Genomic DNA, 26,738 nt, shown 5'->3' on the forward strand with positions numbered 1-26,738 from the left:
TGGTAAACTGGACAGGAAAGCGTTACCGGATCCGGATAATTCAGATCTCTCTACACAGGAGTATGTTGCACCACGCACAGAGACAGAGGAACAATTAGCTGTTATCTGGCAGAATTTATTGGGAATAGAAAAAATAGGTGTTTACGATAACTTCTTTGAATTAGGAGGTCATAGTTTACTGGCGACCCGATTGGTGTCGATGATCCGTAAAGAATTGTCTATTGAGTTAGCTATCAGAGAAATATTTGAATATACTACTATAGCCGCATTAGGGGCTCATGTATCGGTTCAATCAGAAGGAGTCTTATTGCCGACTATTGTTGCGGAGGAGCGTCCGGCGAGAATTCCATTGTCTTTCAGTCAGGAACGTTTATGGTTTTTGGATCAATTGCAAGGAAGTACAGAATATCATATTCCTACTGTTCTTCGTTTGGAAGGCACAGTAGATGTTTCGATCCTGTCGCAAACCTTACAAAGTATAGTTTCGCGTCATGAGGTATTGCGCACAGTTCTTTTATCAGAGGACGGAGTAGGGTATCAGGCAATAATACCTGCAGAAAACTGGAAGCTGGAGCAGGTAAAAATAACAGATGTATCCTTATTTGAAAACAGTCTGCAGGACTATCTGATGTTGCCTTTTGATTTAGCAAAAGAATATAAGTTAAGAAGTTGTTTGTATGATTTAGGAAACCAGCAGTACGTACTGGCTTGTGTACTTCATCATATTGCCAGTGATGGTTGGTCAGGTGGTATTTTGGTGAATGAGTTTATGGAGCTTTACAGCGCTCTTCAATCCGGCAGAACTGCTGTTTTACCGGAACTTACTCTGCAATATTCAGATTATGCGATCTGGCAAAGAAAGTATCTCGAAGGAGCTGTTTTAGAAGCACAGTTATCGTATTGGCAAGAGAAGTTGCAAGGAGTGACTACCTTATCATTACCAACAGATTACGCTCGTCCTTCTGTACAGAGTATGGCAGGTTCAAGTATTTTCTTAGTCTTGGATAAAGAATTTAGCAATTCCTTAAATGCATTGTGTCAAAGAGAAGGTGTTACGTTGTTTATGGTAATGCTGTCTGCCTTTAAGGTATTGTTGTCGCGTTATAGCGGGCAAGATGATATCTGTGTAGGAACACCAATAGCAAACCGTACCCAAGCAGAGTTGGAAGGTATGATTGGCTTTTTTATAAATGTGTTGGCACTTCGCAGTGATCTTGGAGGTAATCCAAGTTTCAAGGAACTTTTAGAAAAAGTAAAAGAAACCACATTAGACGGTTATGACCATCAGTTGGTTCCATTTGAAAAAGTAGTGGATCAAATGATTACGAATCGTGATATGAGTACGAGCCCTTTATTTCAGGTGATGTTTATATTGCAAAATACACCTGAACTATATAAAGAGGAAAGTTTAGAATTACAAGATATTGTCCTCTCAGATTACGGGTTTGAAACTTCTAATTCGAAATTTGATTTAACATTACATATAACTGAAAGTAATAACGGTATTACTTTAGATATGGGGTATTGTACCGCTTTGTTTGATAAAGCTATAATTGATCGAATGCTGTTGCATTATAAAGAATTGCTGGTAAGTGTTGTCAAAGATATGAACCAACCAATAGAGAGTCTTTCTATGCTTGACCCAGAGGATAAGCAGCAGTTATTGACTGTTTTTAATGATACTGCATTTGCATACCCTCAGGATAAAACGATAGTGGATTTATTTAATGATCAGGTTCTTAAAACACCACAAGCGATAGCCTTGGTTTTTGAAGATCAGGTGATGACTTATAAAGAACTGGACGAGCGATCCAACCAATTGGTTCATTATTTTGAATCGATGGGAGTGATTAGTGATTCGCGAATAGGAATCTTGTTTAACAGAAGTTTTGATATGATCGTTAGTATATTAGGGATTCTAAAATCAGGATGTACTTATGTTCCTTTAGATCCTACCTTGCCTTCTAAACGATTATCGTATATAGTAGAGGATTCGAGCGTGAATTTTCTTCTTTACAGAGAAGACTCTTTATTATCAAGTTTATCAGTTTCAGATTTTATTTTCTTCTTAGATATAGCAGAATCTTCTGCTTATGAATCTTCAAAAGTGGTAAATGAAAGACATTCTGCTTCCGTAGCCTACGTGATGTATACGTCAGGAACAACAGGAGTACCAAAAGGAATTTCGATCAGTGACGAGAATGTAATTACTTTGATTAATGATCCATCGAGTGCGATCGCAGTTAATTGTTCAGATCGAGTACTTCAATGGTCTAATTATGCTTTTGACGGATCGACCTATGAGATTTTTGGCAGTCTTTTAAATGGAGCGAGTCTTTATTTAATAGATAAATCTGTGGCTTCAGATGCCGGGGCTTTATCTAAGGCTATAAACAGGAATGAATTAAGTGTTATTTTTATTACTACTGCCTTGTTTAATTCTTTGGCGGAATATGATTTATCCTTATTATCGAGTTTAAGATTGTTGTTATTTGGAGGTGAAAAAGTTTCAATAACTCCAGTGCGAAAAATGTTATCAGGATTAGGATTCGGAAAAATTCACCATGTCTATGGACCTACAGAGACAACCGTGTATGCTACTTGTTATGCTGTTTTTGAGATCTCAGATTCAGCAACAACGATTCCAATAGGTAAGCCTTTGACCAATACCAATTTGTATGTTTTAAATCCTTCATTAGATCTAGTACCAATTGGTGTTATTGGAGAGTTATGCATTGGGGGATCAGGTGTAGCCAGCGGTTATCTGAATCAGGAAGAATTAACGAAAGAGAACTTTATAGCGAATCCTTTTGTTGAAGGAGACAGAATGTATAAGACCGGTGATTTAGTACGTTGGTTAGCTGACGGAAATATAGAATATATCGGTAGAAAGGACAATCAGGTAAAGATTCGTGGATACCGCATCGAGTTGGGTGAGATTGAGAATGTATTGTCTTCATTTTCAGAAATTATCCAGTGTTGTGTTTTAGCCAGAGAGGATGAAGTTGGGAACAAACGTTTGATCGGTTATGTAGTTTCAGGCGATAAATTAAATACAACAGATTTACAGGAACGTTTAAGAGTAAGTCTTCCGGAGTATATGGTTCCGATGTTCTGGGTTGAGATGGATCAGTTGCCATTAACCTCTAATGGTAAATTGGACAAGAAAGCTTTACCGGATCCGGATAGTTCCGAGTTATCCAGTAAAGAGTTTGTGGCTCCGGGTACAGATACAGAAAAACAGTTGGCAGTTATCTGGCAGCAGTTGTTGGGAATAGAAAAAATAGGGATTCATGATAACTTCTTTGAGTTGGGTGGACATAGTTTATTGGCGACCCGATTAGTATCGATGATTCGTAAAGAGTTGACGATAGAAATTGAAATTGTGGACGTATTTGAACACACTACTATAGCAGCCTTAGGAGCTCATGTATCGGTTCAGTCAAAAGGAGTATTACTTCCTACTATTGTTTCAGAGCATCGTCCCGAACGAATTCCATTGTCTTTTAGTCAGGAACGTTTGTGGTTTTTGGATCAGTTGCAAGGTAGTACAGAGTATCATATTCCTACAGTGCTTCGTTTGGAAGGAGTGGTAGATGTATCAATTTTAGAGAAAACATTACACAGTATAGTGTCACGTCATGAGGTATTGCGTACGATTCTTTTATCCGAAGATGGTGTAGGGTATCAGCAAATAATATCCGCAGAAGACTGGACACTGGATCAGGTAAAAATAACAGAGGAGTCCTTATTAGCAAGCAGTATGCAAGATTATCTGATGAGTCCTTTTGATTTAGCAAAGGATTACAAGTTAAGAAGCTGTCTGTACGATTTAGGAAATCAGCAGTATGTACTGGCTTGTGTACTTCATCACATTGTTAGCGATGGCTGGTCAGGTGGTATCTTGATAAATGAGTTTATGGAGTTTTACAGCGCTCTTCAATCTGGAAGAACAGATGTTCTACCGGAGTTAACGTTACAATATTCCGATTATGCGATCTGGCAAAGAAAGTATCTCGAAGGAGCTGTTTTAGATGCACAGTTAGCGTATTGGGAAGCGAAGCTTCAAGGAGTGGCTACCTTATCTTTACCAACAGATTATCCTCGCCCTTCTGTGCAGAGTACGGCTGGTTCAACTATTTTCTTGGTCTTGGACAAAGAAATTAGAGAGTCTTTAAGAGCGTTATGTCAAAGAGAAGGGGTTACCATGTTTATGGTAATGTTAGCTGCCTTTAAAGTATTGTTGTCACGTTATAGTGGTCAGGACGATATTTGTGTGGGAACTCCAATTGCTAACCGTACTCAATCGGAGTTAGAAGGTATGATTGGCTTTTTTGTCAATACCCTGGCACTACGTAGTGATTTGGGTGGTAATCCGGATTTTAAAGAACTTTTATCCCGAGTAAAAGAAACGACATTGGGTAGTTATAATCATCAGCTGGCTCCATTTGAGAAAGTGGTAGACCGGGTAGTAACTACTCGTGACAGAAGTATGACACCTTTGTTTCAGGTAATGTTTGATTTTCATAATGATATTGAAAATACCAGTGAAGAAAGCCCAATAGTAGAAGATGTTATAATTTCCAGGTACGAGTATTCACAAATGACAGCTCAATTTGATTTGATGTTAAGTATCTCAGAAAGTGATTTTGATATTTCGGTAGGAATAAATTACTGCACCGCTTTATTTGACCAGACTACGATTGATCGTATGTTGTTGCATTATAAAGAGTTGTTGGTGAATATGTTGAATGATATCAGTCAGCCAATACATAGTTTGCCTATGTTGACTGCGGCGGAATCCCATCAGATAGCAGCTGTTTTCAACGATACGTTTGTAGAATATCCATTGGATCGGACGGTAGTTGATTTGTTTGAGCAGCAGGTGCAAAAAACGCCTGATGCTATCGCTGTAGTTTTTGGCTCAGAAGAGTTAAGTTACAAAGAGTTAGATAAGCGTTCTAATCAGCTGGGCCATTATCTTCGTGATCAGGGTGTGGTGGCAGATAGCCTGGTAGGTATCTGTGTAGATCGTAGTTTGAATATGCTTGTGGGGATCTTGGGTATTTTAAAATCAGGAGGAGCTTATGTGCCTGTTAAACCGGATTATCCTGCATCCCGTATTTCCTATATTGCTCAGGATACCGGTTGTTCTTTGGTTCTTACCGATGCATCAAGTAAAGAGGCTTTGTCTGCGATCTTAAGTGATAGTAAGATTATCGTTTTGGATGATTCCTCTTCGGTATATGCCAATTGCTCTGTAGAACCATTAGATATTTCGTATTCACCTGCTTCGTTGAGTTATGTTATTTATACCTCGGGAAGTACGGGAGCTCCCAAAGGAGCTATGATAGAGCATAGCGGGTTATTGAACCATCTTTTGATTATGATTGATGATTTGAATATGGACAGTACCAGCGTTGTTGCCTTTACAGCACCTTTTACTTTTGATATTTCGGTATGGCAATTATTAAGTGGTTTATTATGTGGAGGCCGTATTGCGATTTACAGTGAGTCCATGATCTTGGACACCAATGATTTTCAGAATGCTTTATGTTCTTATGGAGTTACGCATCTTCAGTTAGTTCCTTCGTATATATTGAATTTATTGGAAACAGGTTCAAGAAAAGGTTTGGAAGATTTACGTTATTTTCTGGTTACCGGAGAAGCGGCTACGATTTCATTATTGGAATCCTGGTTTGCGTCGTTTCCTTCTATTGCTGTAGTGAATGCTTATGGTCCTGCAGAAGCATCAGATGATGTCAGTCTTCATATTATGTACGAGGCTCCTTCGGGAGTTGTAGTTCCTATAGGTAAACCTGTAGCCAATATGCAGTTGTATGTTGTAGATGCTTATGATAATTTATGTCCGATTGGAGTTATTGGAGAGTTATGGGTTAGTGGTGTAGGAGTAGGACGAGGTTATCTGAACAGAGAAGAATTAACCCAAGAGAAGTTTATAGCGAATCCTTTTGCAGGAGGAGACAGAATTTATAAGACAGGTGATTTAGTACGTTGGCTTGCTGATGGAAGTCTTGAGTTTATCGGCAGGAAAGACAATCAGGTTAAGATTCGAGGCTATCGTATTGAGCTTGGTGAGATCGAGAATGCTTTGTCTTCTTTATCTGGAATTATCCAGTGTGGAGTATTGGCCAAAGAGGATGCAAGTGGTAACAAACGTTTGGTTGGTTATGTAGTGGTAGAAGGCAAACTGGATAAAGCAGATCTACAAGAGCAATTGAAATCAAGTTTACCCGAGTATATGGTTCCGATGATCTGGGTTGAGCTGGATCAGTTGCCGTTAACTCCTAATGGTAAATTGGACAGAAAAGCGTTACCGGATCCGGATAATTCAGATCTCTCTACACAGGAGTATGTTGCACCACGTACAGAGACAGAAGAACAGTTGGCTGTTATCTGGCAGAATTTATTGGGAATAGAAAAGGTAGGGATTTATGATAACTTCTTTGAATTAGGAGGTCATAGTTTACTGGCGACCCGATTGGTATCGATGATTCGTAAAGAATTGTACATTGAAGTATCGATTCGAGAAGTGTTTGAGTACACGACAATAGAAGGACAAGCATCACTTGTTGACCTTTTTGAATTGGATTTTGATGAAGATGAAGAGGATGAAGAAAGCTATAATGAAAGTATTACACTATAACAAAACTATTAAAATATAATTTTTAACCATGCAGGCAGAAATTTTAAGTATTCTAAAAGAGGCTCATAATAAGAAAATTAAAATTGGGATTGATAAAGGATCTTTGACAATAAAATCAGTTAATCCGATTGATCCTGATTTATTGCAAAAAATAAAAGAAAATAAGGAAGCAATAATTAAATATTTTGAGAAGCGTCAAAGTAAAAAACAAAGAAATGTTTTAGAAAAAATTGTTGCTTACGATCGAAACACTATAACACAAATTCCATTATCATTTGGCCAGGAACGTTTGTGGTTTTTGGACAAATTACAAGGCAGTGTAGAGTATCATATGCCTGTAATTTTGAGATTAAACGGGGATTTGGATTTTTCTTCTTTAGAGAATTCTTTTTATAAAATTATAAATCGTCACGAAGTATTACGCACGAATATTCGTTCTGAAAATGGAGTAGGATATCAAGAAGTAATGTCGCCTGAAAATTGGAAATTGGAACATAAGGTTGTAAATGAAAATTACAACCTGGAAGAAATTATTTCTTCTTTTATAAAACTTCCTTTTGATTTATCCAACGATTATAAGTTAAGAAGTTGTCTGTATGATTTAGGAAACCAGCAATATGTACTGGCTTGTGTGTTTCATCACATTGCCAGTGATGGTTGGTCAGAAGGTATTTTGATAAATGAATTTACGCAGCTTTACAGCGCATTGAAGTCAGGAAGAACTGCTGTTTTACCGGAGCTTCCTTTGCAATATTCAGATTATGCGGTCTGGCAAAGAAAATACCTGGCAGGAGCTGTTTTGGAGTCCCAGTTAGCGTATTGGGAAGCGAAGTTAAAAGGAGCAGCTACCTTATCCTTACCAATTGATTATGCACGTCCTTCTGTGCAAAGTACAGCAGGATCAAGCGTTTCCTTGGTTTTGAATAAAGAGCTTAGTGAGTCTTTAAAATTGCTGTGCCAAACAGAAGGTGTTACGCTTTTTATGTTGATGTTGTCTGTCTTTAAGGTATTGTTGTCGCGTTATAGTGGACAGGAAGATATTTGTATAGGAACGCCAATAGCAAACCGTACCCAATCAGAGTTAGAAGGGATGATTGGTTTTTTTGTCAATACTCTGGTACTTCGCAATGATTTGGGAGGTAATCCAAGTTTTAAAGATCTCTTAGAAAGAGTAAGGGAGACTACATTGGATAGTTACGACCACCAATTGGTTCCATTTGAAAAGGTCGTGGATCGAGTAGTTACTACCCGAGACAGGAGTATGACTCCTTTGTTTCAGGTGATGTTTATATTGCAGAATACTGCGGAAGAGTCGGCAGAAGAAGGAAATGGAAATGGACTGGAAGGGATAACATTCTCAGGTTATGATCTTGAGACTACTAATGCAAAAGTTGATTTAACATTGAGTGTATCTGAAAACAATAATGATATTGATCTGGATATCAATTATTGTACAGCCTTATTTGATAAAGTAACGATTGATCGCATGTTGCTGCATTACCAAGAATTGTTGACAGGTATTGTAAGTGATATCAATCAACCAATAAACACGCTGTCAATTTTGACTAAAGGGGAGGAACACCAATTATTGGATGTTTTCAATAATGCGGCAGTTGAGTATCCAAAAGATAAGACATTAGTTACCTTGTTTGAAGAACAGGTTAAAAATACTCCTGATGCCATTGCGGTGGTTTATGAAGGAGCCAAATTAAGCTATAAAGAATTAAATGAAAGGTCGAACCAATTAGGATCTTATTTAAGAGAACAAGGCGTTGCACCAGATACTCTTGTGGGGATCTGTGTAGAGCGTGGTTTGGAGATGTTGGTTGGAATCTTGGGAATCTTGAAATCAGGAGGGGCTTATGTGCCAATCGATCCGGATTATCCAGAGGATCGTATTGCTTATATGATAGGTGATGCCGGAATTAATTTAGTATTGAGTAGTGCAGCAAGTCATAAAGTACTGGAGGAATATACCGATCTTAATGTTGTACTCTTAGATACAGATTGGAATAAGATTTCAAATTATTCAACAGAAAACTTAAGTGCTGTTGTAGCACCGGATCATTTGGCTTATGTGATTTATACATCAGGAAGTACAGGTAATCCAAAAGGAGTTTTAATTACCCATAGTAATGTAGTTCGTTTGTTTAAAAATGAATCCTGTTTGTTTGATTTCGGAACTCATGATGTCTGGACGCTGTTTCATTCGTTTTGTTTTGATTTCTCGGTATGGGAAATGTACGGAGCCTTGCTTCATGGAGGCCGTTTGGTAGTGGTTCCAAAAGCAGTAACCAAAGACGCTATTTCCTTTAAGGAATTATTGATCACTGAAGGAGTCACGGTTTTAAACCAGACTCCGGGATCTTTTTATGCACTTCAGGAAGCATTCTTATCAGAGAGTTTTGATCATGCGATTAGATATGTGATTTTTGGAGGAGAGGCATTAAACCCTGTTTATTTACAAAATTGGAAAGCATTATATCCGTCTTGTAAAATGATTAACATGTATGGTATTACCGAGACTACGGTTCACGTTACCTATAAAGAACTTACAAGTTCAGATATGTTAAGTTCGGTTAGTGCTATTGGTTCAGCGATTCCTACTTTAGGATGTTATATTTTAGATGCCAATCTAAATTTAGTACCGGTAGGGGTTATTGGAGAGTTATGTGTAGGAGGAGCAGGAGTTGCAAGAGGATATTTAAACAGAGAAGAATTAACGCAAGAGAAATTTATAGTAAATCCTTTTGTAGCAGAAGACCGCTTGTATAGATCAGGAGACTTAGGACGCTGGCTAGCTGACGGTAGTATCGAATATATTGGAAGAAAGGATAATCAGGTTAAGATCCGTGGTTATCGTATTGAATTGGGTGAGATCGAGAATGCTTTGTCATTGTTAGAATCGGTTACCCAATGTTGTGTATTAGCCAAAGAAGATACAGCAGGTAATAAACGTTTGGTTGGTTATGTAGTTTTGGAAGGTTCATTGAACAAAGAGGTACTACAAGAACAATTAAAGTTAAGTTTACCCGAATATATGGTTCCGATGATTTGGGTTGAACTGGATCAGATGCCTTTAACTTCAAATGGAAAGCTGGACAAGAAAGCCTTACCGGATCCGGATAGTTCTGAGTTATCCAGTAAGGAATATGTTGCGCCGCGTACCGATACAGAAAGACAGTTGGTGGAAATCTGGCAGAATTTGTTGGGTATCGAAAAAGTGGGGATTTATGATAATTTCTTTGAAATAGGAGGAGATTCTATTATATCGATCCGATTGATATCAAAAATAAATGAAACATTTAAGCAACGTATTCAACTACGTGATCTCTTTAAATATAGTACTATTGAGCGTTTTTCAATTTCAGTATTAAATGATGATAGTTATGATGATAAGACAGAACAACTTTACCAAAGAATTGATGCTGAGTTAGTAACACTAGGTCAGTCTGTCAGAAGTTCTGTTGCGAATTCAGATCTGATAGAAGATATCTATCCTATGAGCGATGTTCAGCAAGGGATGATTATGGAATCATTAGTAGATCCAAGTTTAGGGGTTTTTCATGATCAGATGGTATTCCCTTTTATAGATGGCTCTTTCGATCCTATTAATTTTCATAAAGCAGTTGTATTATTAATTGAAAAGCACTCTATATTTCGTACCAGTTTTAATTTTTCAGATTATGAACAACCAGTTCAAATCGTATATAAGGATATTTCATTTGATATAGAAGAAATAGATTTAACGCTATTTAATAAACAAGAACAAGAAAGGAAAATTGAAGAATTTCTGGTTTCAGAAAGAACAGTTCCTTTTACTATTCAAGAAGGATCATTATATCGTTTTACTATTTTTACTATTGACGCCCAAACTAAGTTATTTGTATACCAGTTTCACCATGCTATCATGGATGGATGGAGTGTTGCTTCGTTCGTTACGGAACTGTATAAAACTTATTTTGAATTAAAAAAAGGAAATGATTCTATTGCTACTACAGCAATGGCTTGTAGTCAGCGTGATTTTATAATCAAAGAATTGATGGCTAAGCAAGATGTTGATGCTATTTCTTTTTGGAAGGAAGAATTGTCAGGATATAAATATTTAGATATTTTCTCAGAGGAAACAGAAATAACCGAATATTATACAGCACAATATGATCTTTCTTTTTTAAATGATCTAAAGCAACAATGTAAAGAGCATAATTTGACGCTTAAGAGTGTATTGTTTGGAGCCTACATCTATGCATTACAGCTCTTCACTCATGAAACAGAGTTGACCGTTGGTTTGGTTGCAAATAATCGTCCATCAATTAAAGATGGGGATAAAGTTTTAGGATGTTTTTTAAATACCGTACCAGTTCGCTATATTTTTGAATCAGGAGGAAGTTGGTTGTCCTATTTTAAAAATGTCGAAAAAAAGATGAATGAAATAAATCTCTATGGGCATCTGACCTTTTTTGAGATCAAACGTCTTACCGGATTAAACAGAGAGGATTCTTTTTTTGATGTATTGTTCAACTATATTGATTTTCATGTATATAATGATGTCATTTTAGAAAATTCTTCAACAGCTGTTTTACCTCATAATGATGATGCAGATAGTATGGAAGAGTTAAAAACGTCTTCTTTTGAGCGAACAAGCTCGAGCTTAAATTTAACAGTCAATTTAACCGGAGGTACAGAAATTGAGTTTCAGTATGTCTTGCATAAGAACTTAAAGTCAGGAGTATCATTAGAACGTTTTCATATTTACCTGGACAGTATTTTGAATTGTTTTAAGGACCAGCTGCAGACTAATGTAAACAAACACTTAATTCTGCCAAAAGAGGAATCTTACCAATTATTAGATGTTTTTAATACTACGACAGTAGAATATCCAAAGGACAAAACAATAGTTGCTTTATTTGAAGAGCAGGTTAAAAATACTCCTGCTGCTATTGCGGTGATTTATAAGGGAGAAGAGTTAAGTTATAAAGAATTAAATAAACGTTCTAATGCACTTGCTAATTATTTATTATCCACTAATAGTATCAATTCGCAGAGTTTAATTGGCGTTGTTTTAGAGCGCAGTGATTGGTTAATAGTATCATTTTTAGCGATATTAAAAACAGGAGCTGCCTATGTTCCTATTGACGTTAATTATCCGGAAGAAAGAAAAGAATATATAAAAAACGATAGTGGTTGTAGTATAATTATAGACAATTCATTCCTGAGTTTGTTTAAAGAAACTATTTCTGATTATTCAGATGTTCAGCCTGAGGTTGCTATAAAATCAGATGACTTGGCCTATGTTATTTACACTTCAGGAAGTACAGGGCAACCTAAAGGGGTAATGATTGAACATAAGAGTATTACCAATACCATTTTATCTCAAATTAAGGCTTTTTCTATTGGCAATAGTGATAGTTGTTTGCAATTTGCGAGCCCTTCATTTGATGCTTCCATTTGGGAAATTTGTATTTCGCTTTTGAGTGGTTCTCGTTTGTGTATTATAGAAGAAGAAGTAAAGTCAAATATTGAATTTTTTAGAAGTTTTATAGACAACAATAGTATCACCTTTACAACTTTGCCACCGGCATTTTTGCAATTGTTGTCCGTTGAAGACTTGAAAGGTATTAGAACTTTAGTTACTGCAGGGGAGTCGATACCTTTGGAATTAGCGAAGACATTTTCTAAGCACTATAATTACATCAATGCTTATGGTCCTACAGAAGCAAGTATCTGTTCTACAACTTTTAGAGGAGATATAAATAACCTTGTTTCTATTGGTAAGCCCATTGATAATACTACTGCTTACATTGTGGACGAAAGCAACCGACTTTTACCAATCGGTGTTATTGGAGAGTTATGTGTGGGTGGAGCTGGTGTAGCCCGTGGTTATTTGAATCAGGAAGAATTAACGAAAGAGAAGTTTATAGTAAGTCCTTTTATAGAAGGAGACCGAATGTATAAGACAGGCGATTTAGCACGCTGGCTACCGGATGGAAATATAGAATATGTTGGAAGGAAAGACGATCAGGTAAAGATTCGTGGTTATCGTATCGAGTTGGGTGAGATTGAAAATGCATTACTATCATTAGAAGCAGTAAGCCAATGTTGCGTTTTGGCTAAAGAAAATGCAGGAGGTACCAAACGTCTGGTTGGTTACGTAGTGCTGGAAGGTGAACTGGATAAAGTTGATTTACAAGAACAATTAAAATTAAGTCTGCCGGAGTATATGGTTCCAATGATCTGGGTTGAACTGGATTATATGCCGTTAACTTCAAATGGTAAACAGGATAAAAAGGCGTTACCGGATCCGGATAATTTGGATCTTTCTACGCAAGAGTATGTTGCACCACGTACAGATACAGAAAAACAGTTGGCTATAATCTGGCAACAGTTGTTGGGTATAGAAAAAGTAGGGATTTATGATAACTTCTTTGAGTTGGGTGGGCATAGTTTATTGGCGACCCGATTGGTATCGATGATTCGTAAAGAGCTGTCTATTGAGGTTTCTATCAGAGAAGTGTTTGAGTACACAAGTATAGCAGCTTTAGGAGCTCATGTATCGGTTCAGTCGAAAGGAGTATTACTGCCTACTATTGTTTCAGAGCATCGTCCCGAGCGAATTCCAATGTCCTTTAGTCAGGAACGTTTGTGGTTTTTGGATCAGTTGCAAGGTAGTACAGAATATCATATTCCTACAGTGCTTCGTTTGGAAGGAGTGGTAGATGTATCAATTTTAGAGAAAACATTGCACAGTATAGTGTCACGTCATGAGGTATTGCGTACGATTCTTTTATCCGAAGATGGTGTAGGGTATCAGCAAATAATACCTGCAGAAGACTGGACACTGGATCAGATAAAAGTAGCAGACGAATCACTCTTAGAGAGTAGTCTGCAGGATTATCTGATGAGTCCTTTTGATTTAGCAAAGGACTATAAGTTAAGAAGCTGTCTGTACGATTTAGGAAATCAGCAGTATGTATTGGCTTGTGTGTTTCATCACATTGCCAGTGATGGCTGGTCGGGTGGTATTTTGGTGAATGAGTTTATGGAGTTTTACAGTGCTCTTCAATCTGGAAGAACAGCTGTTTTACCGGAATTAACGTTACAATATTCCGATTATGCGATCTGGCAAAGAAAATATCTCGAAGGAGCTGTTCTAGAAGCACAGTTATCGTATTGGGAAGCGAAGCTTCAAGGAGTGGCTACCTTATCTTTACCAACAGATTATCCTCGCCCTTCTGTGCAGAGTATGGCAGGTTCAAGTGCTTTCTTGTTTTTGGACAAAGAAATCAGTGAGTCTTTAAAAGCGTTATGCCAAAGAGAAGGGGTTACCATGTTTATGGTAATGTTAGCTGCCTTTAAAGTATTGTTGTCACGTTATAGTGGTCAGGACGATATTTGCGTGGGTACTCCAATAGAGAATCGTACCCAATCGGAATTAGAAGGTATGATTGGCTTTTTTGTCAATACCCTGGCACTTCGCAGTGATTTGGGTGGTAATCCGGATTTTAAAGAACTTTTATCCCGAGTAAAAGAAACGACATTGGGTAGTTATGATCATCAGCTGGCTCCATTTGAGAAAGTGGTAGACCGGGTAGTAACTACTCGTGACAGAAGTATGACACCTTTGTTTCAGGTAATGTTTGATTTTCACAACAGTGTTGAAAACGCTAAAGAAGGAACCTCAAGAATAGAAGATCTTGTAATTTCCGGACATGAATATTCAGATACTACAGCTCAATTTGATTTGATGTTGAGTATCACAGAAAGTGATTTTGATATTTCGGTAGGAATAAATTATTGCACCGCTTTATTTGACCAGACTACGATTGATCGTATGTTGTTGCATTATAAAGAGTTGTTGGTAAATATGTTGAGTGATATCAGTCAGCCAATACATAGTTTGCCTATGTTGACTGCGGCGGAATCCCATCAGATAGCAGCTGTTTTCAACGATACGTTTGTAGAATATCCATTGGATCAGACGGTAGTTGATTTGTTTGAGCAGCAGGTGCAAAAAACGCCTGATGCTATCGCTGTAGTTTTTGGCTCGGAAGAGTTAAGTTACAAAGAGTTAGATAAGCGTTCTAATCAGCTGGGCCATTATCTTCGTGATCAGGGTGTGGTGGCAGATAGCCTGGTAGGTATCTGTGTAGATCGTAGTTTGAATATGCTTGTTGGGATCTTGGGTATTTTAAAATCAGGAGGTGCTTATGTGCCTGTTAAACCGGATTATCCGGCATCCCGTATTTCCTATATTGCTCAGGATACCGGTTGTTCTTTGGTTCTTACCGATGCATCAAGTAGAGAGGCTTTGTCTGCGATTTTAAGTGATAGTAAGATTATCGTTTTGGATGATTCCTCTTCGGTATATGCCAATTGCTCTGTAGAACCATTAGGTATTTCGTATTCACCTGCTTCGTTGAGTTATGTTATTTATACCTCGGGAAGTACGGGAGCTCCCAAAGGAGCTATGATAGAGCATAGTGGGCTATTGAACCATCTTTTGATTATGATTGATGATTTGAATATGGACAGTACCAGCGTTGTTGCCTTTACAGCGCCTTTTACTTTTGATATTTCGGTATGGCAATTATTAAGTGGTTTATTATGTGGAGGTCGTATTGCGATTTACAGTGAGTCCATGATCTTGGACACCAATGATTTTCAGAATGCTTTATGTTCTTATGGGGTTACCCATCTTCAGTTAGTTCCTTCTTACATATTGAATTTATTGGAAACAGGTTCAAGAAAAGGTTTGGAAGATTTACGTTATTTTCTGGTTACAGGAGAAGCGGCTACGATTTCATTATTGGAATCCTGGTTTGCGTCGTTTCCTTCTATTGCTGTAGTGAATGCTTATGGTCCTGCAGAAGCATCAGATGATGTCAGTCTTCATATTATGTACGAGGCTCCTTCTGGAGTTGTAGTTCCTATAGGTAAGCCTGTAGCCAATATGCAGTTGTATGTTGTAGATGCGTATGATAATTTATGTCCGATTGGAGTTGTTGGAGAGTTATGGGTTAGTGGTGTAGGAGTAGGACGAGGTTATTTAAACAGAGAAGAATTAACTCAAGAGAAGTTTATAGCGAATCCTTTTGCAGGAGGAGACAGAATTTATAAGACAGGCGATTTAGTACGTTGGCTTGCTGATGGAAGCCTTGAGTTTATCGGCAGGAAAGACAATCAGGTTAAGATTCGAGGCTATCGTATTGAGCTTGGTGAGATCGAGAATGCTTTGTCTTCTTTATCTGGAATTATTCAGTGTGGAGTATTGGCCAAAGAGGATGCAAGTGGTAACAAACGTTTGGTTGGTTATGTGGTGGTAGAAGGCAAACTGGATAAAGCAGATCTACAAGAACAATTGAAATCAAGTTTACCCGAGTATATGGTTCCGATGATCTGGGTTGAGTTGGATCAGTTGCCGTTAACTCCTAACGGTAAATTGGACAGAAAAGCGTTACCGGATCCGGATAATTCAGATCTTTCTACACAGGAGTATGTTGCACCACGCACAGAGACAGAGGAACAGTTGGCTGTTATCTGGCAGAATTTATTGGGAATAGAAAAGGTAGGGATTTATGATAACTTCTTTGAATTAGGAGGTCATAGTTTACTGGCGACCCGATTGGTATCGATGATTCGTAAAGAATTGTCTATTGAAGTATCGATTCGAGAAGTTTTTGAGTACACTAGCATAGCCGCATTAGGAGCGCATGTATCGGTTCAATCTACAGGAGTCTTATTGCCGACTATTGTTGTGGAGGAGCGTCCGGCGCGAATTCCATTGTCTTTCAGTCAGGAACGTTTGTGGTTTTTGGATCAGTTAGAAGGAAGTGTTGCCTATCATATTCCTATAGTTCTTCGTTTGGAAGGAGCAGTGGATGCGTCGATTTTAGGACAAACCTTGCAAAGTATAGTTTCGCGTCATGAGGTATTGCGTACGATTCTTTTATCCGAAGATGGGGTAGGCTATCAGGAAATAATAGGTGCAGAAAATTGGAAGCTTGATCAGATAAAAATAGAAGATCCAGCACTGTTAGAGAGTAGTCTGCAGGATTATCTGATGTTACCTTTTGATTTAGCAAAAGAATATAAGTTAAGAAGTTGTCTGTACGATTTAGGAAACCAGCAGTATGTATTGGCTTGTGTGTTTCATCATATTGCCAGTGATGATTGGTCAGAAGGGATTTTAGTAAATGAGTTTATGGAGCTTTACAGTGCTCTTCAATCTGGAAGAACTGCTGTTTTACCGGAACTTACTCTGCAATATTCAGATTATGCGATCTGGCAAAGAAAGTATCTCGAAGGAGCTGTTTTAGAAGCACAGTTATCGTATTGGGAAGAGAAGTTGCAAGGACTGCCTACTTTATCATTGCCAACAGATTATGCTCGTCCTTCTGTGCAAAGTACAGCAGGTTCGAGGGCTTCTTTAGTTTTAGATAAAGAACTAAGTGAGTCTTTAAATGCATTGTGTCAAAGAGAAGGTGTTACCTTGTTTATGGTAATGCTGTCTGCCTTTAAGGTATTGTTGTCGCGTTATAGCGGGCAAGATGATATCTGTGTTGGTACTTCTATTGCTAACCGTACCCAAGCAGAGTTGGAAGGCATGATTGGCTTTTTTGTAAATGTGTTGGCACTTCGCAGTGATCTTGGAGGTAATCCAAGTTTCAAGGAACTTTTAGAAAGAGTAAAAGAAACTACATTAGGAGGATATGACCATCAGTTGGTTCCATTTGAGAAGATCGTAGATCGAATGATTATTAATCGTGACAGGAGTATGAGTCCATTATTCCAGGTGTTATTTGTATTGCATAATGCACCGGAAGAGTTGGGAGAAACAGGAAAAGGTTTAGAAAATGTTACCCTTTCAGGTTATGAATTTGATGCGGTTACTTCGAAGTCAGATTTAACATTGAACGCGTCGGAAGAGGATTCAATGATTCTGTTAACTATAGAATATTGTACTGCTTTGTTTGATAAAGCTACAATTGATCGTATGCTGTTGCATTATAAAGAATTGTTGGGAAGTATTGTCAATGATATGAACCAACCAATAGAGAGTCTTTCTATGCTTGACCAGGAGGATAAGCAGCAATTATTGACTGTTTTTAATGATACTGCATTTGCATACCCTCAGGATAAAACGATAGTGGATTTATTTAATGATCAGGTTCTTAAAACACCACAAGCAATAGCCTTGGTTTTTGAAGATCAGGTGATGACTTATAAAGAACTGGACGAGCGATCCAACCAATTGGTTCATTATTTTGAATCGATGGGAGTGATTAGTGATTCGCGAATAGGAATTTTGTTTAACAGAAGTTTTGATATGATCGTTAGTATATTAGGGATTCTAAAATCAGGATGTACTTATATTCCTTTAGATCCTACCTTACCTTCTAAACGATTATCGCATATAGTAGAAGATTCAAGCGTGAATTTTCTTCTTTACAGAGAAGACTCTTTATTATCAAGTTTATCCGTTTCAGATTTTATTTTCTTCTTAGATATAGCAGAATCTTCTGCTTATGAATCTTCAAAAGTGGTAAATGAAAGACATCCTGCTTCCGTAGCCTATGTCATGTATACGTCAGGAACTACAGGTAACCCAAAAGGAGTGATGATAACAGATGATAATATTGTTAGTTTATGTAAAAGCTGTGATTATATCTCATTGAATTCAGATACGGTATGGTTGTCAACAGGATCTATTTCTTTTGATGCTACGACCATAGAATTTTTCGGTACTTTATTAAATGGAGGACAATTAATATTAGCAGATACAAATACATTATTGAGTGTCGTAAATTTAAAAGAACTTATTATAAAACATAAAGTTACTACTATGTGGATGACAGCCTCTTGGTTTCATCAAGTAGTAGAAGATGATGTAGCTGTTTTTGAAAATTTAATTGATTTAGTAGTTGGAGGTGATGTAGTTTTGTTTAATTATACCAATAAATTAAAAGAACTTTATCCACAGCTGCATATTGTCAATGGTTATGGTCCTACAGAAAATACTACTTTTTCTACTACCTATAGTATTGATGAAGTTACTCATAGAAACATTCCGATCGGTAAACCTATTAGAAATAGTCAGGCTTATATCTTAGGTTCCAAATTGAATCTATTGCCAATTGGTGTTATCGGAGAGTTATGTGTGGGTGGATCAGGTCTGGCCAAGGGGTATTTGAATCAGGAAGAATTAACCCAAGAGAAGTTTATAGCGAATCCTTTTATAGAAGGAGACCGAATTTATAAGACAGGCGATTTAGCGCGCTGGCTAGCTGATGGAAATATAGAATATATTGGAAGAAAAGACGATCAGATAAAGATTCGTGGTTATCGAATTGAGCTTGGAGAGATCGAGACTGCGCTTTCTTCGGTATCAGGAATTATCCAGTGTTGTGTTTTAGCCAGAGAGGATGAAGGAGGCAATAAACGTTTGATCGGTTATGTAGTTTCAGAAGGTAAATTAAATACAACAGATTTACAGGAACGCTTAAGAGTAAGCCTTCCGGAGTATATGGTTCCGATGTTTTGGGTTGAGATGGATCAGTTGCCATTAACCTCTAATGGTAAATTGGACAAGAAAGCTTTACCGGATCCGGATAGTTCTGAGTTATCCAGTAAAGAGTTTGTGGCTCCGGGTACAGATACAGAAAAACAGTTGGCAGTTATCTGGCAGCAGTTGTTGGGAATAGAAAAAATAGGGATTCATGATAACTTCTTTGAGTTGGGTGGACATAGTTTATTGGCGACCCGATTAGTATCGATGATTCGTAAAGAGTTGACGATAGAAATTGAAATTGTAGACGTATTTGAACACACTACTATAGCAGCTTTAGGAGCTCATGTATCGGTTCAGTCAAAAGGAGTATTACTGCCTACTATTGTTTCAGAGCATCGTCCCGAGCGAATTCCATTGTCTTTTAGTCAGGAACGTTTGTGGTTTTTGGATCAGTTGCAAGGTAGTACAGAGTATCATATTCCTACAGTGCTTCGTTTGGAAGGAGTGGTAGATGTATCGATTTTAGAGAAAACATTACACAGTATAGTGTCACGCCATGAGGTATTGCGTACGATTCTTTTATCCGAAGATGGTGTAGGATATCAGCAAGTAATAGCTGCAGAAGACTGGACATTGGATCAGGTAAAAATAGAAGATAAAACACTCTTAGAGAGTAGTCTGCAGGATTATTTGATGAGTCCTTTTGATTTAGCAAAGGATTATAAGTTAAGAAGCTGTCTGTATGATTTAGGAAATCAGCAGTATGTACTGGCTTGTGTACTTCATCACATTGTTAGTGATGGCTGGTCGGGTGGTATCTTGATAAATGAGTTTATGGAGTTTTACAGTGCTCTTCAATCTGGCAGAACAGCTGTTTTACCGGAGTTAACGTTACAATATTCCGATTATGCGATCTGGCAAAGAAAGTATCTCGAAGGAGCTGTTTTAGATGCGCAGTTAGCGTATTGGGAAGCGAAGCTTCAAGGAGTGGCTACTTTATCTTTACCAACAGATTATCCTCGCCCTGCTGTGCAGAGTATGGCAGGTTCAAGTGCTTTCTTGTTTTTGGACAAAGAAATCAGTGAGTCTTTAAGAGCGTTATGCCAAAGAGAAGGGGTTACCATGTTTATGGTAATGTTAGCTGCCTTTAAAGTATTGTTGTCACGTTATAGTGGTCAGGACGATATTTGTGTGGGAACTCCAATTGCTAACCGAACCCAATCGGAGTTAGAAGGTATGATTGGCTTTTTTGTCAATACTTTGGTTCTTCGTAGTGATTTGGGTGGTAATCCGGATTTTAAAGAACTTTTATCCCGAGTAAAAGAGACGACATTGGGTAGTTATGATCATCAGCTGGCTCCATTTGAGAAAGTGGTAGACCGGGTAGTAACTACTCGTGACAGAAGTATGACACCTTTGTTTCAGGTAATGTTTGACTTTCATAATGAGATTGAAAATTCGAAAGAAGAAAGTCCAAGTTTGGAAAATCTTATAATTTCCGAACATGAATATTCTGATGCTACATCTCTATTTGATTTGATGTTGAGTATCACAGAAAATGATTTTGATATTTCGGTAGGAATAAATTACTGCACTGCTTTATTTGACCAGACTACGATTGATCGTATGTTGTTGCATTATAAAGAGTTGTTGGTAAATATGTTGAGTGATATCAGTCAACCAATACATAGTTTGCCTATGTTGACTGCGGCGGAATCCCATCAGATAGCAGCTGTTTTCAACGATACGTTTGTAGAATATCCATTGGATCAGACGGTAGTTGATTTGTTTGAGCAGCAGGTGCAAAAAACGCCTGATGCTATCGCTGTAGTTTTTGGCTCGGAAGAGTTAAGTTACAAAGAGTTGGATAAGCGTTCTAATCAGCTGGGCCATTATCTTCGTGATCAGGGTGTGGTGGCAGATAGTCTGGTAGGTATCTGTGTAGATCGTAGTTTGAATATGCTTGTGGGGATCTTGGGTATTTTAAAATCAGGAGGTGCTTATGTGCCTGTTAAACCGGATTATCCGGCATCCCGTATTTCTTATATTGCTCAGGATACCGGTTGTTCTTTGGTTCTTACCGATGCATCAAGTAGAGAGGCTTTGTCTGCGATTTTAAGTGATAGTAAGATTATCGTTTTGGATGATTCCTCTTCGGTATATGCCAATTGCTCTGTAGAACCATTAGGTATTTCGTATTCACCTGCTTCGTTGAGTTATGTTATTTATACCTCGGGAAGTACGGGAGCTCCCAAAGGAGCTATGATAGAGCATAGCGGGTTATTGAACCATCTTTTGATTATGATTGATGATTTGAATATGGACAGTACCAGCGTTGTTGCCTTTACAGCGCCTTTTACTTTTGATATTTCGGTATGGCAATTATTAAGTGGTTTATTATGTGGAGGTCGTATTGCGATTTACAGTGAGTCCATGATCTTGGACACCAATGATTTTCAGAATGCTTTATGTTCTTATGGAGTTACGCATCTTCAGTTAGTTCCTTCTTACATATTGAACTTATTGGAAACAGGCTCAAGAAAAGGTTTGGAAGATTTACGTTATTTTCTGGTTACCGGAGAAGCGGCTACGATTTCATTATTAGAATCCTGGTTTGCGTCGTTTCCTTCTATTGCTGTAGTGAATGCTTATGGTCCTGCAGAAGCATCAGATGATGTCAGTCTTCATATTATGTACGAGGCTCCTTCTGGAGTTGTAGTTCCTATAGGTAAGCCTGTAGCCAATATGCAGTTGTATGTTGTAGATGCGTATGATAATTTATGTCCGATTGGAGTTGTTGGAGAGTTATGGGTTAGTGGTGTAGGAGTAGGACGAGGTTATTTAAACAGAGAAGAATTAACCCAAGAGAAGTTTATAGCGAATCCTTTTGCAGGAGGAGACAGAATTTATAAGACAGGCGATTTAGTGCGTTGGCTTGCTGACGGAAGCCTTGAGTTTATCGGCAGGAAAGACAATCAGGTTAAGATTCGAGGGTATCGTATTGAGCTTGGTGAGATCGAGAATGCTTTGTCTTCTTTATCTGGAATTATCCAGTGTGGAGTATTGGCCAAAGAGGATGCAAGTGGTAACAAACGTTTGGTTGGTTATGTGGTGGTAGAAGGCAAACTGGATAAAGCAGATTTACAGGAACAATTGAAATCAAGTTTACCCGAGTATATGGTTCCGATGATCTGGGTTGAGTTGGATCAGTTGCCGTTAACTCCTAATGGTAAATTGGATAGAAAAGCGTTACCGGATCCGGATAATTCAGATCTCTCTACACAGGAGTATGTTGCACCACGCACAGAGACAGAGGAACAGTTGGCTGTTATCTGGCAGAATTTATTGGGAATAGAAAAAGTAGGGATTTATGATAACTTCTTTGAATTAGGAGGTCATAGTTTACTGGCGACCCGATTGGTATCGATGATTCGTAAAGAATTGTCTATTGAGGTTTCTATCAGAGAAGTTTTTGAGTACACTAGTATAGCCGCATTAGGGGCACATGTATCGGTTCAATCTACAGGAATATTATTACCGACTATTGTTGTGGAGGAGCGTCCGGCGCGAATTCCATTGTCTTTCAGTCAGGAACGTTTGTGGTTTTTGGACCAATTGCAAGGCAGTACAGAATACCATATCCCGATCGTCTTCCGTTTGGAAGGAGCAGTGGATGTGTCGATTTTAGGACAAACCTTGCAAAGTATAGTTTCGCGTCATGAGGTATTGCGTACGATTCTTTTATCCGAAGATGGGGTAGGCTATCAGGCAATAATAGGTGCAGAAAACTGGAAGCTTGATCAGAAAAAAATAGAAGATCCAGTATTGTTAGAGAGTAGTCTACAGGATTACCTGATAGTACCTTTTGATTTAGCAAAAGAATATAAGTTAAGAAGTTGTTTGTATGATTTAGGAAATCAGCAGTATGTATTGGCTTGTGTGTTTCATCATATTGCCAGTGATGCTTGGTCAGAAGGGATTTTAGTAAATGAGTTTATGGAGTTTTACAGTGCTCTCCAATCCGGCAGAACAGCTGTTTTACCGGAACTTACTCTGCAATATTCAGATTATGCGATCTGGCAAAGAAAGTATCTCGAAGGAGCTGTTTTAGAAGCACAGTTATCGTATTGGGAAGAGAAGTTGCAAGGACTGCCTACTTTATCATTGCCAACAGATTATACTCGTCCTTCTGTGCAGAGTACAGCAGGTTTGAGGGCTTCTTTAGTTTTGGATAATGAACTTAATGAGGCGTTAAATGCATTGTGTCAAAGAGAAGGTGTTACGTTGTTTATGGTAATGTTGTCTGCCTTTAAGGTATTGTTGTCGCGTTATAGCGGGCAAGATGATATCTGTGTTGGTACTTCTATTGCTAATCGAACCCAAGCGGAGTTAGAAGGCATGATTGGCTTTTTTGTAAATGTGTTGGCACTTCGCAGTGATCTTGGAGGTAATCCAAGTTTCAAGGAACTTTTAGAAAGAGTAAAAGAAACTACATTAGGAGCATATGACCATCAGTCGGTTCCATTTGAGAAGGTTGTAGATCGAGTGGTTACTACCCGAGACAGAAGTATGACACCATTGTTTCAGGTGGCGTTCGTATTGCAAAATACTCCACAAGGGTCGGAAGAATCAGAAGAAGGGAATGGCCTGGAAGGTATTACTCTTTCAGATTATGAATTTGATACCGTTACATCACAGTTTGATTTAACACTGAATGTATCGGAAGAGAGTAATGGTACTGCATTGGATGTAATGTATTGTACCGCCTTATTTGATAAGACCACGATTGATCGAATGCTGTTGCATTATAGAGAATTGCTGGTAAGTATTGTCAATGATGTGAACCAACCAATAGAGAGTCTTTCTATGCTTGACCCAGAGGATAAGCAGCAATTATTGACTGTTTTTAATGATACTGCATTTGCATACCCTCAGGATAAAACGATAGTGGATTTATTTAATGATCAGGTTCTTAAAACACCACAAGCAATAGCCTTGGTTTTTGAAGATCAGGTGATGACTTATAAAGAACTGGACGAGCGATCCAACCAATTGGTTCATTATTTTGAATCGATGGGAGTGATTAGTGATTCGCGAATAGGAATCTTGTTTAACAGAAGTTTTGATATGATCGTTAGTATATTAGGGATTCTAAAATCAGGATGTACTTATGTTCCTTTAGATCCTACCTTACCTTCTAAACGATTATCGCATATAGTAGAGGATTCGAGCGTGAATTTTCTTCTTTACAGAGAAGACTCTTTATTATCAAGTTTATCAGTTTCAGATTTTATTTTCTTCTTAGATATAGCAGAATCTTCTGCTTACGAATCTTCAAAAGTGGTAAATGAAAGACATCCTGCTTCCGTAGCCTACGTCATGTATACGTCAGGAACTACAGGTAACCCAAAAGGAGTGATGATAACAGATGATAATATTGTTAGTTTATGTAAAAGCTGTGATTATATCTCATTGAATTCAGATACGGTATGGTTGTCAACAGGATCTATTTCTTTTGATGCTACGACCATAGAATTTTTCGGTACTTTATTAAATGGAGGACAATTAATATTAGCAGATACAAATACATTATTGAGTGTCGTAAATTTAAAAGAACTTATTATAAAACATAAAGTTACTACTATGTGGATGACAGCCTCTTGGTTTCATCAAGTAGTAGAAGATGATGTAGCTGTTTTTGAAAATTTAATTGATTTAATAGTTGGAGGTGATGTAGTTTTGTTTAATTATACCAATAAATTAAAAGAACTTTATCCACAGCTGCATATTGTCAATGGTTATGGTCCTACAGAAAATACTACCTTTTCTACCACCTACAGTATTGATGAAGTTACTCATAGAAACATTCCGATCGGTAAACCTATTAGAAATAGCCAGGCCTATATTTTAGATTCCAAATTGAATCTATTGCCAATTGGTGTTATCGGAGAGTTATGTGTGGGTGGATCAGGTCTGGCCAAGGGGTATTTGAATCAGGAAGAATTAACCCAAGAGAAGTTTATAGCGAATCCTTTTATAGAAGGAGACCGAATTTATAAGACAGGCGATTTAGCGCGCTGGCTCCCGGATGGAAATATAGAATACATCGGTAGAAAGGACAATCAGGTAAAGATTCGTGGTTATCGAATTGAGCTTGGTGAGATTGAAAATGTATTGTCTTCATTTTCAGAAATTATCCAGTGTTGTGTTTTAGTCAGAGAGGATGAAGTTGGGAACAAACGTTTGATCGGTTATGTAGTTTCAGAAGGTAAATTAAATACAACAGATTTACAGGAACGCTTAAGAGTAAGTCTTCCGGAATATATGGTTCCGATGTTCTGGGTTGAGATGGATCAGTTGCCATTAACCTCTAATGGTAAATTGGACAAGAAAGCTTTACCGGATCCGGATAGTTCCGAGTTATCCAGTAAAGAGTTTGTAGCTCCGGGTACAGACCTGGAAAAACAGTTGGCAGTTATCTGGCAGCAGTTGTTGGGAATAGAAAAAATAGGGATTCATGATAACTTCTTTGAGTTGGGTGGACATAGTTTATTAGCAATAAAACTAGTTGCAAAAATTAATGAAGTATTGGATTCGAATACAAATATTATGACCATATTTGAATATCCAACGATATCTAATTTTGTAGAGAATATAGATTCAATGCAGTCTGCTAAGGAAAATATCTTAATACCTTTACAAAAGAAAGGTAGTAATAAAGCGATATATTTGGCTCCACCGGGAGGTGGAACAGTTAACTGTTATATTGAACTAGTCAAATTACTGGGAGATGAGCAACCGGTATATGCATTTCAATCCCCGGGATTAAATGGAAAATCTCCAGTTTCAGAATCTATTGAAGAAATGGCTTCTAAGTTTATAGAAGAAATGCAAAAAATAGATCAATATGGACCATATCGACTTGGTGGATATTCCCTTGGCGGAATATTGGCTTATGAAATGGCGGTACAACTGCAAGATAAGGGATTTGATGTTGAAGAATTATTGATTTTGGATAGTTCTTTTATGGGATTTGACGTTGATAGAAGTGAAAATAAGGAACGAGATGATTCGTATCGCAGTTCATTAAAAATACTTATTCAAGCCATGTTCGGAGATGAATTTAATTGGTCTGATTTAGTGCTTGAAAACAAAACAGCAGAAGAACAAATCGAGGCTGTGAGTAAAGTGTTAAGTGACTCCAAACTAAAAATTAATGAGGATGAAGTAAGAGGCCATTTAGAAGTTATTTTCCGAAACGAAAATTACATTTATATAGCCAAAAACAAGCCAAAATTAAAGGTGCCAATTATTCTGTTCAGAGCAATGTATACTGAAATAGAAAGTGAAATTGAGAATAAAATAATAACGGTTGAAAATGATCTCGAAGAATTTGATTACGGATGGCAAGAGTATACTACTGAACAGGTAATAGTACATAATATTCCTTCTACCCACATCACGTTATTAGACAACACTTATATCAAAGAAATTTCAGATATTTTAATAAGTTTAAATGAGCTCACGTCAGAAATACAACAAATAAATAATTAAGTAAAATGC

Annotated in this window: 2 protein-coding genes (1 of these 2 only partly in view); both read left to right on the forward strand. The window is 37.7% G+C overall.

The window, feature by feature from the left end:
• Positions 1 to 6,667, forward strand: the end of a protein-coding gene (locus ACHRV3_RS17745) for a non-ribosomal peptide synthase/polyketide synthase (protein WP_395436034.1). 22,208 nt of this gene lie to the left of the window's left edge; only the last 6,667 of its 28,875 coding nucleotides appear in the window; the start codon falls outside the window, past its left edge; the stop codon is at positions 6,665 to 6,667.
• Between the two features lie 28 nt (positions 6,668 to 6,695).
• Positions 6,696 to 26,729, forward strand: coding sequence for a non-ribosomal peptide synthase/polyketide synthase (locus ACHRV3_RS17750; protein ID WP_395436036.1), 20,034 nt, complete (start codon positions 6,696 to 6,698; stop codon positions 26,727 to 26,729).
• The last annotated feature ends 9 nt before the right edge of the window (positions 26,730 to 26,738 follow it).

It is taken from the genome of Flavobacterium sp. FlaQc-49, from assembly GCF_044005985.1.
Lineage (GTDB): Bacteria > Bacteroidota > Bacteroidia > Flavobacteriales > Flavobacteriaceae > Flavobacterium > Flavobacterium cupriresistens.

Bases quoted from the DNA above. Each gene is read 5' to 3' on its own strand.
- ACHRV3_RS17750 (WP_395436036.1), top strand. From the start codon at position 6,696: ATGCAGGCAGAAATTTTAAGTATTCTAAAAGAGGCTCATAATAAGAAA.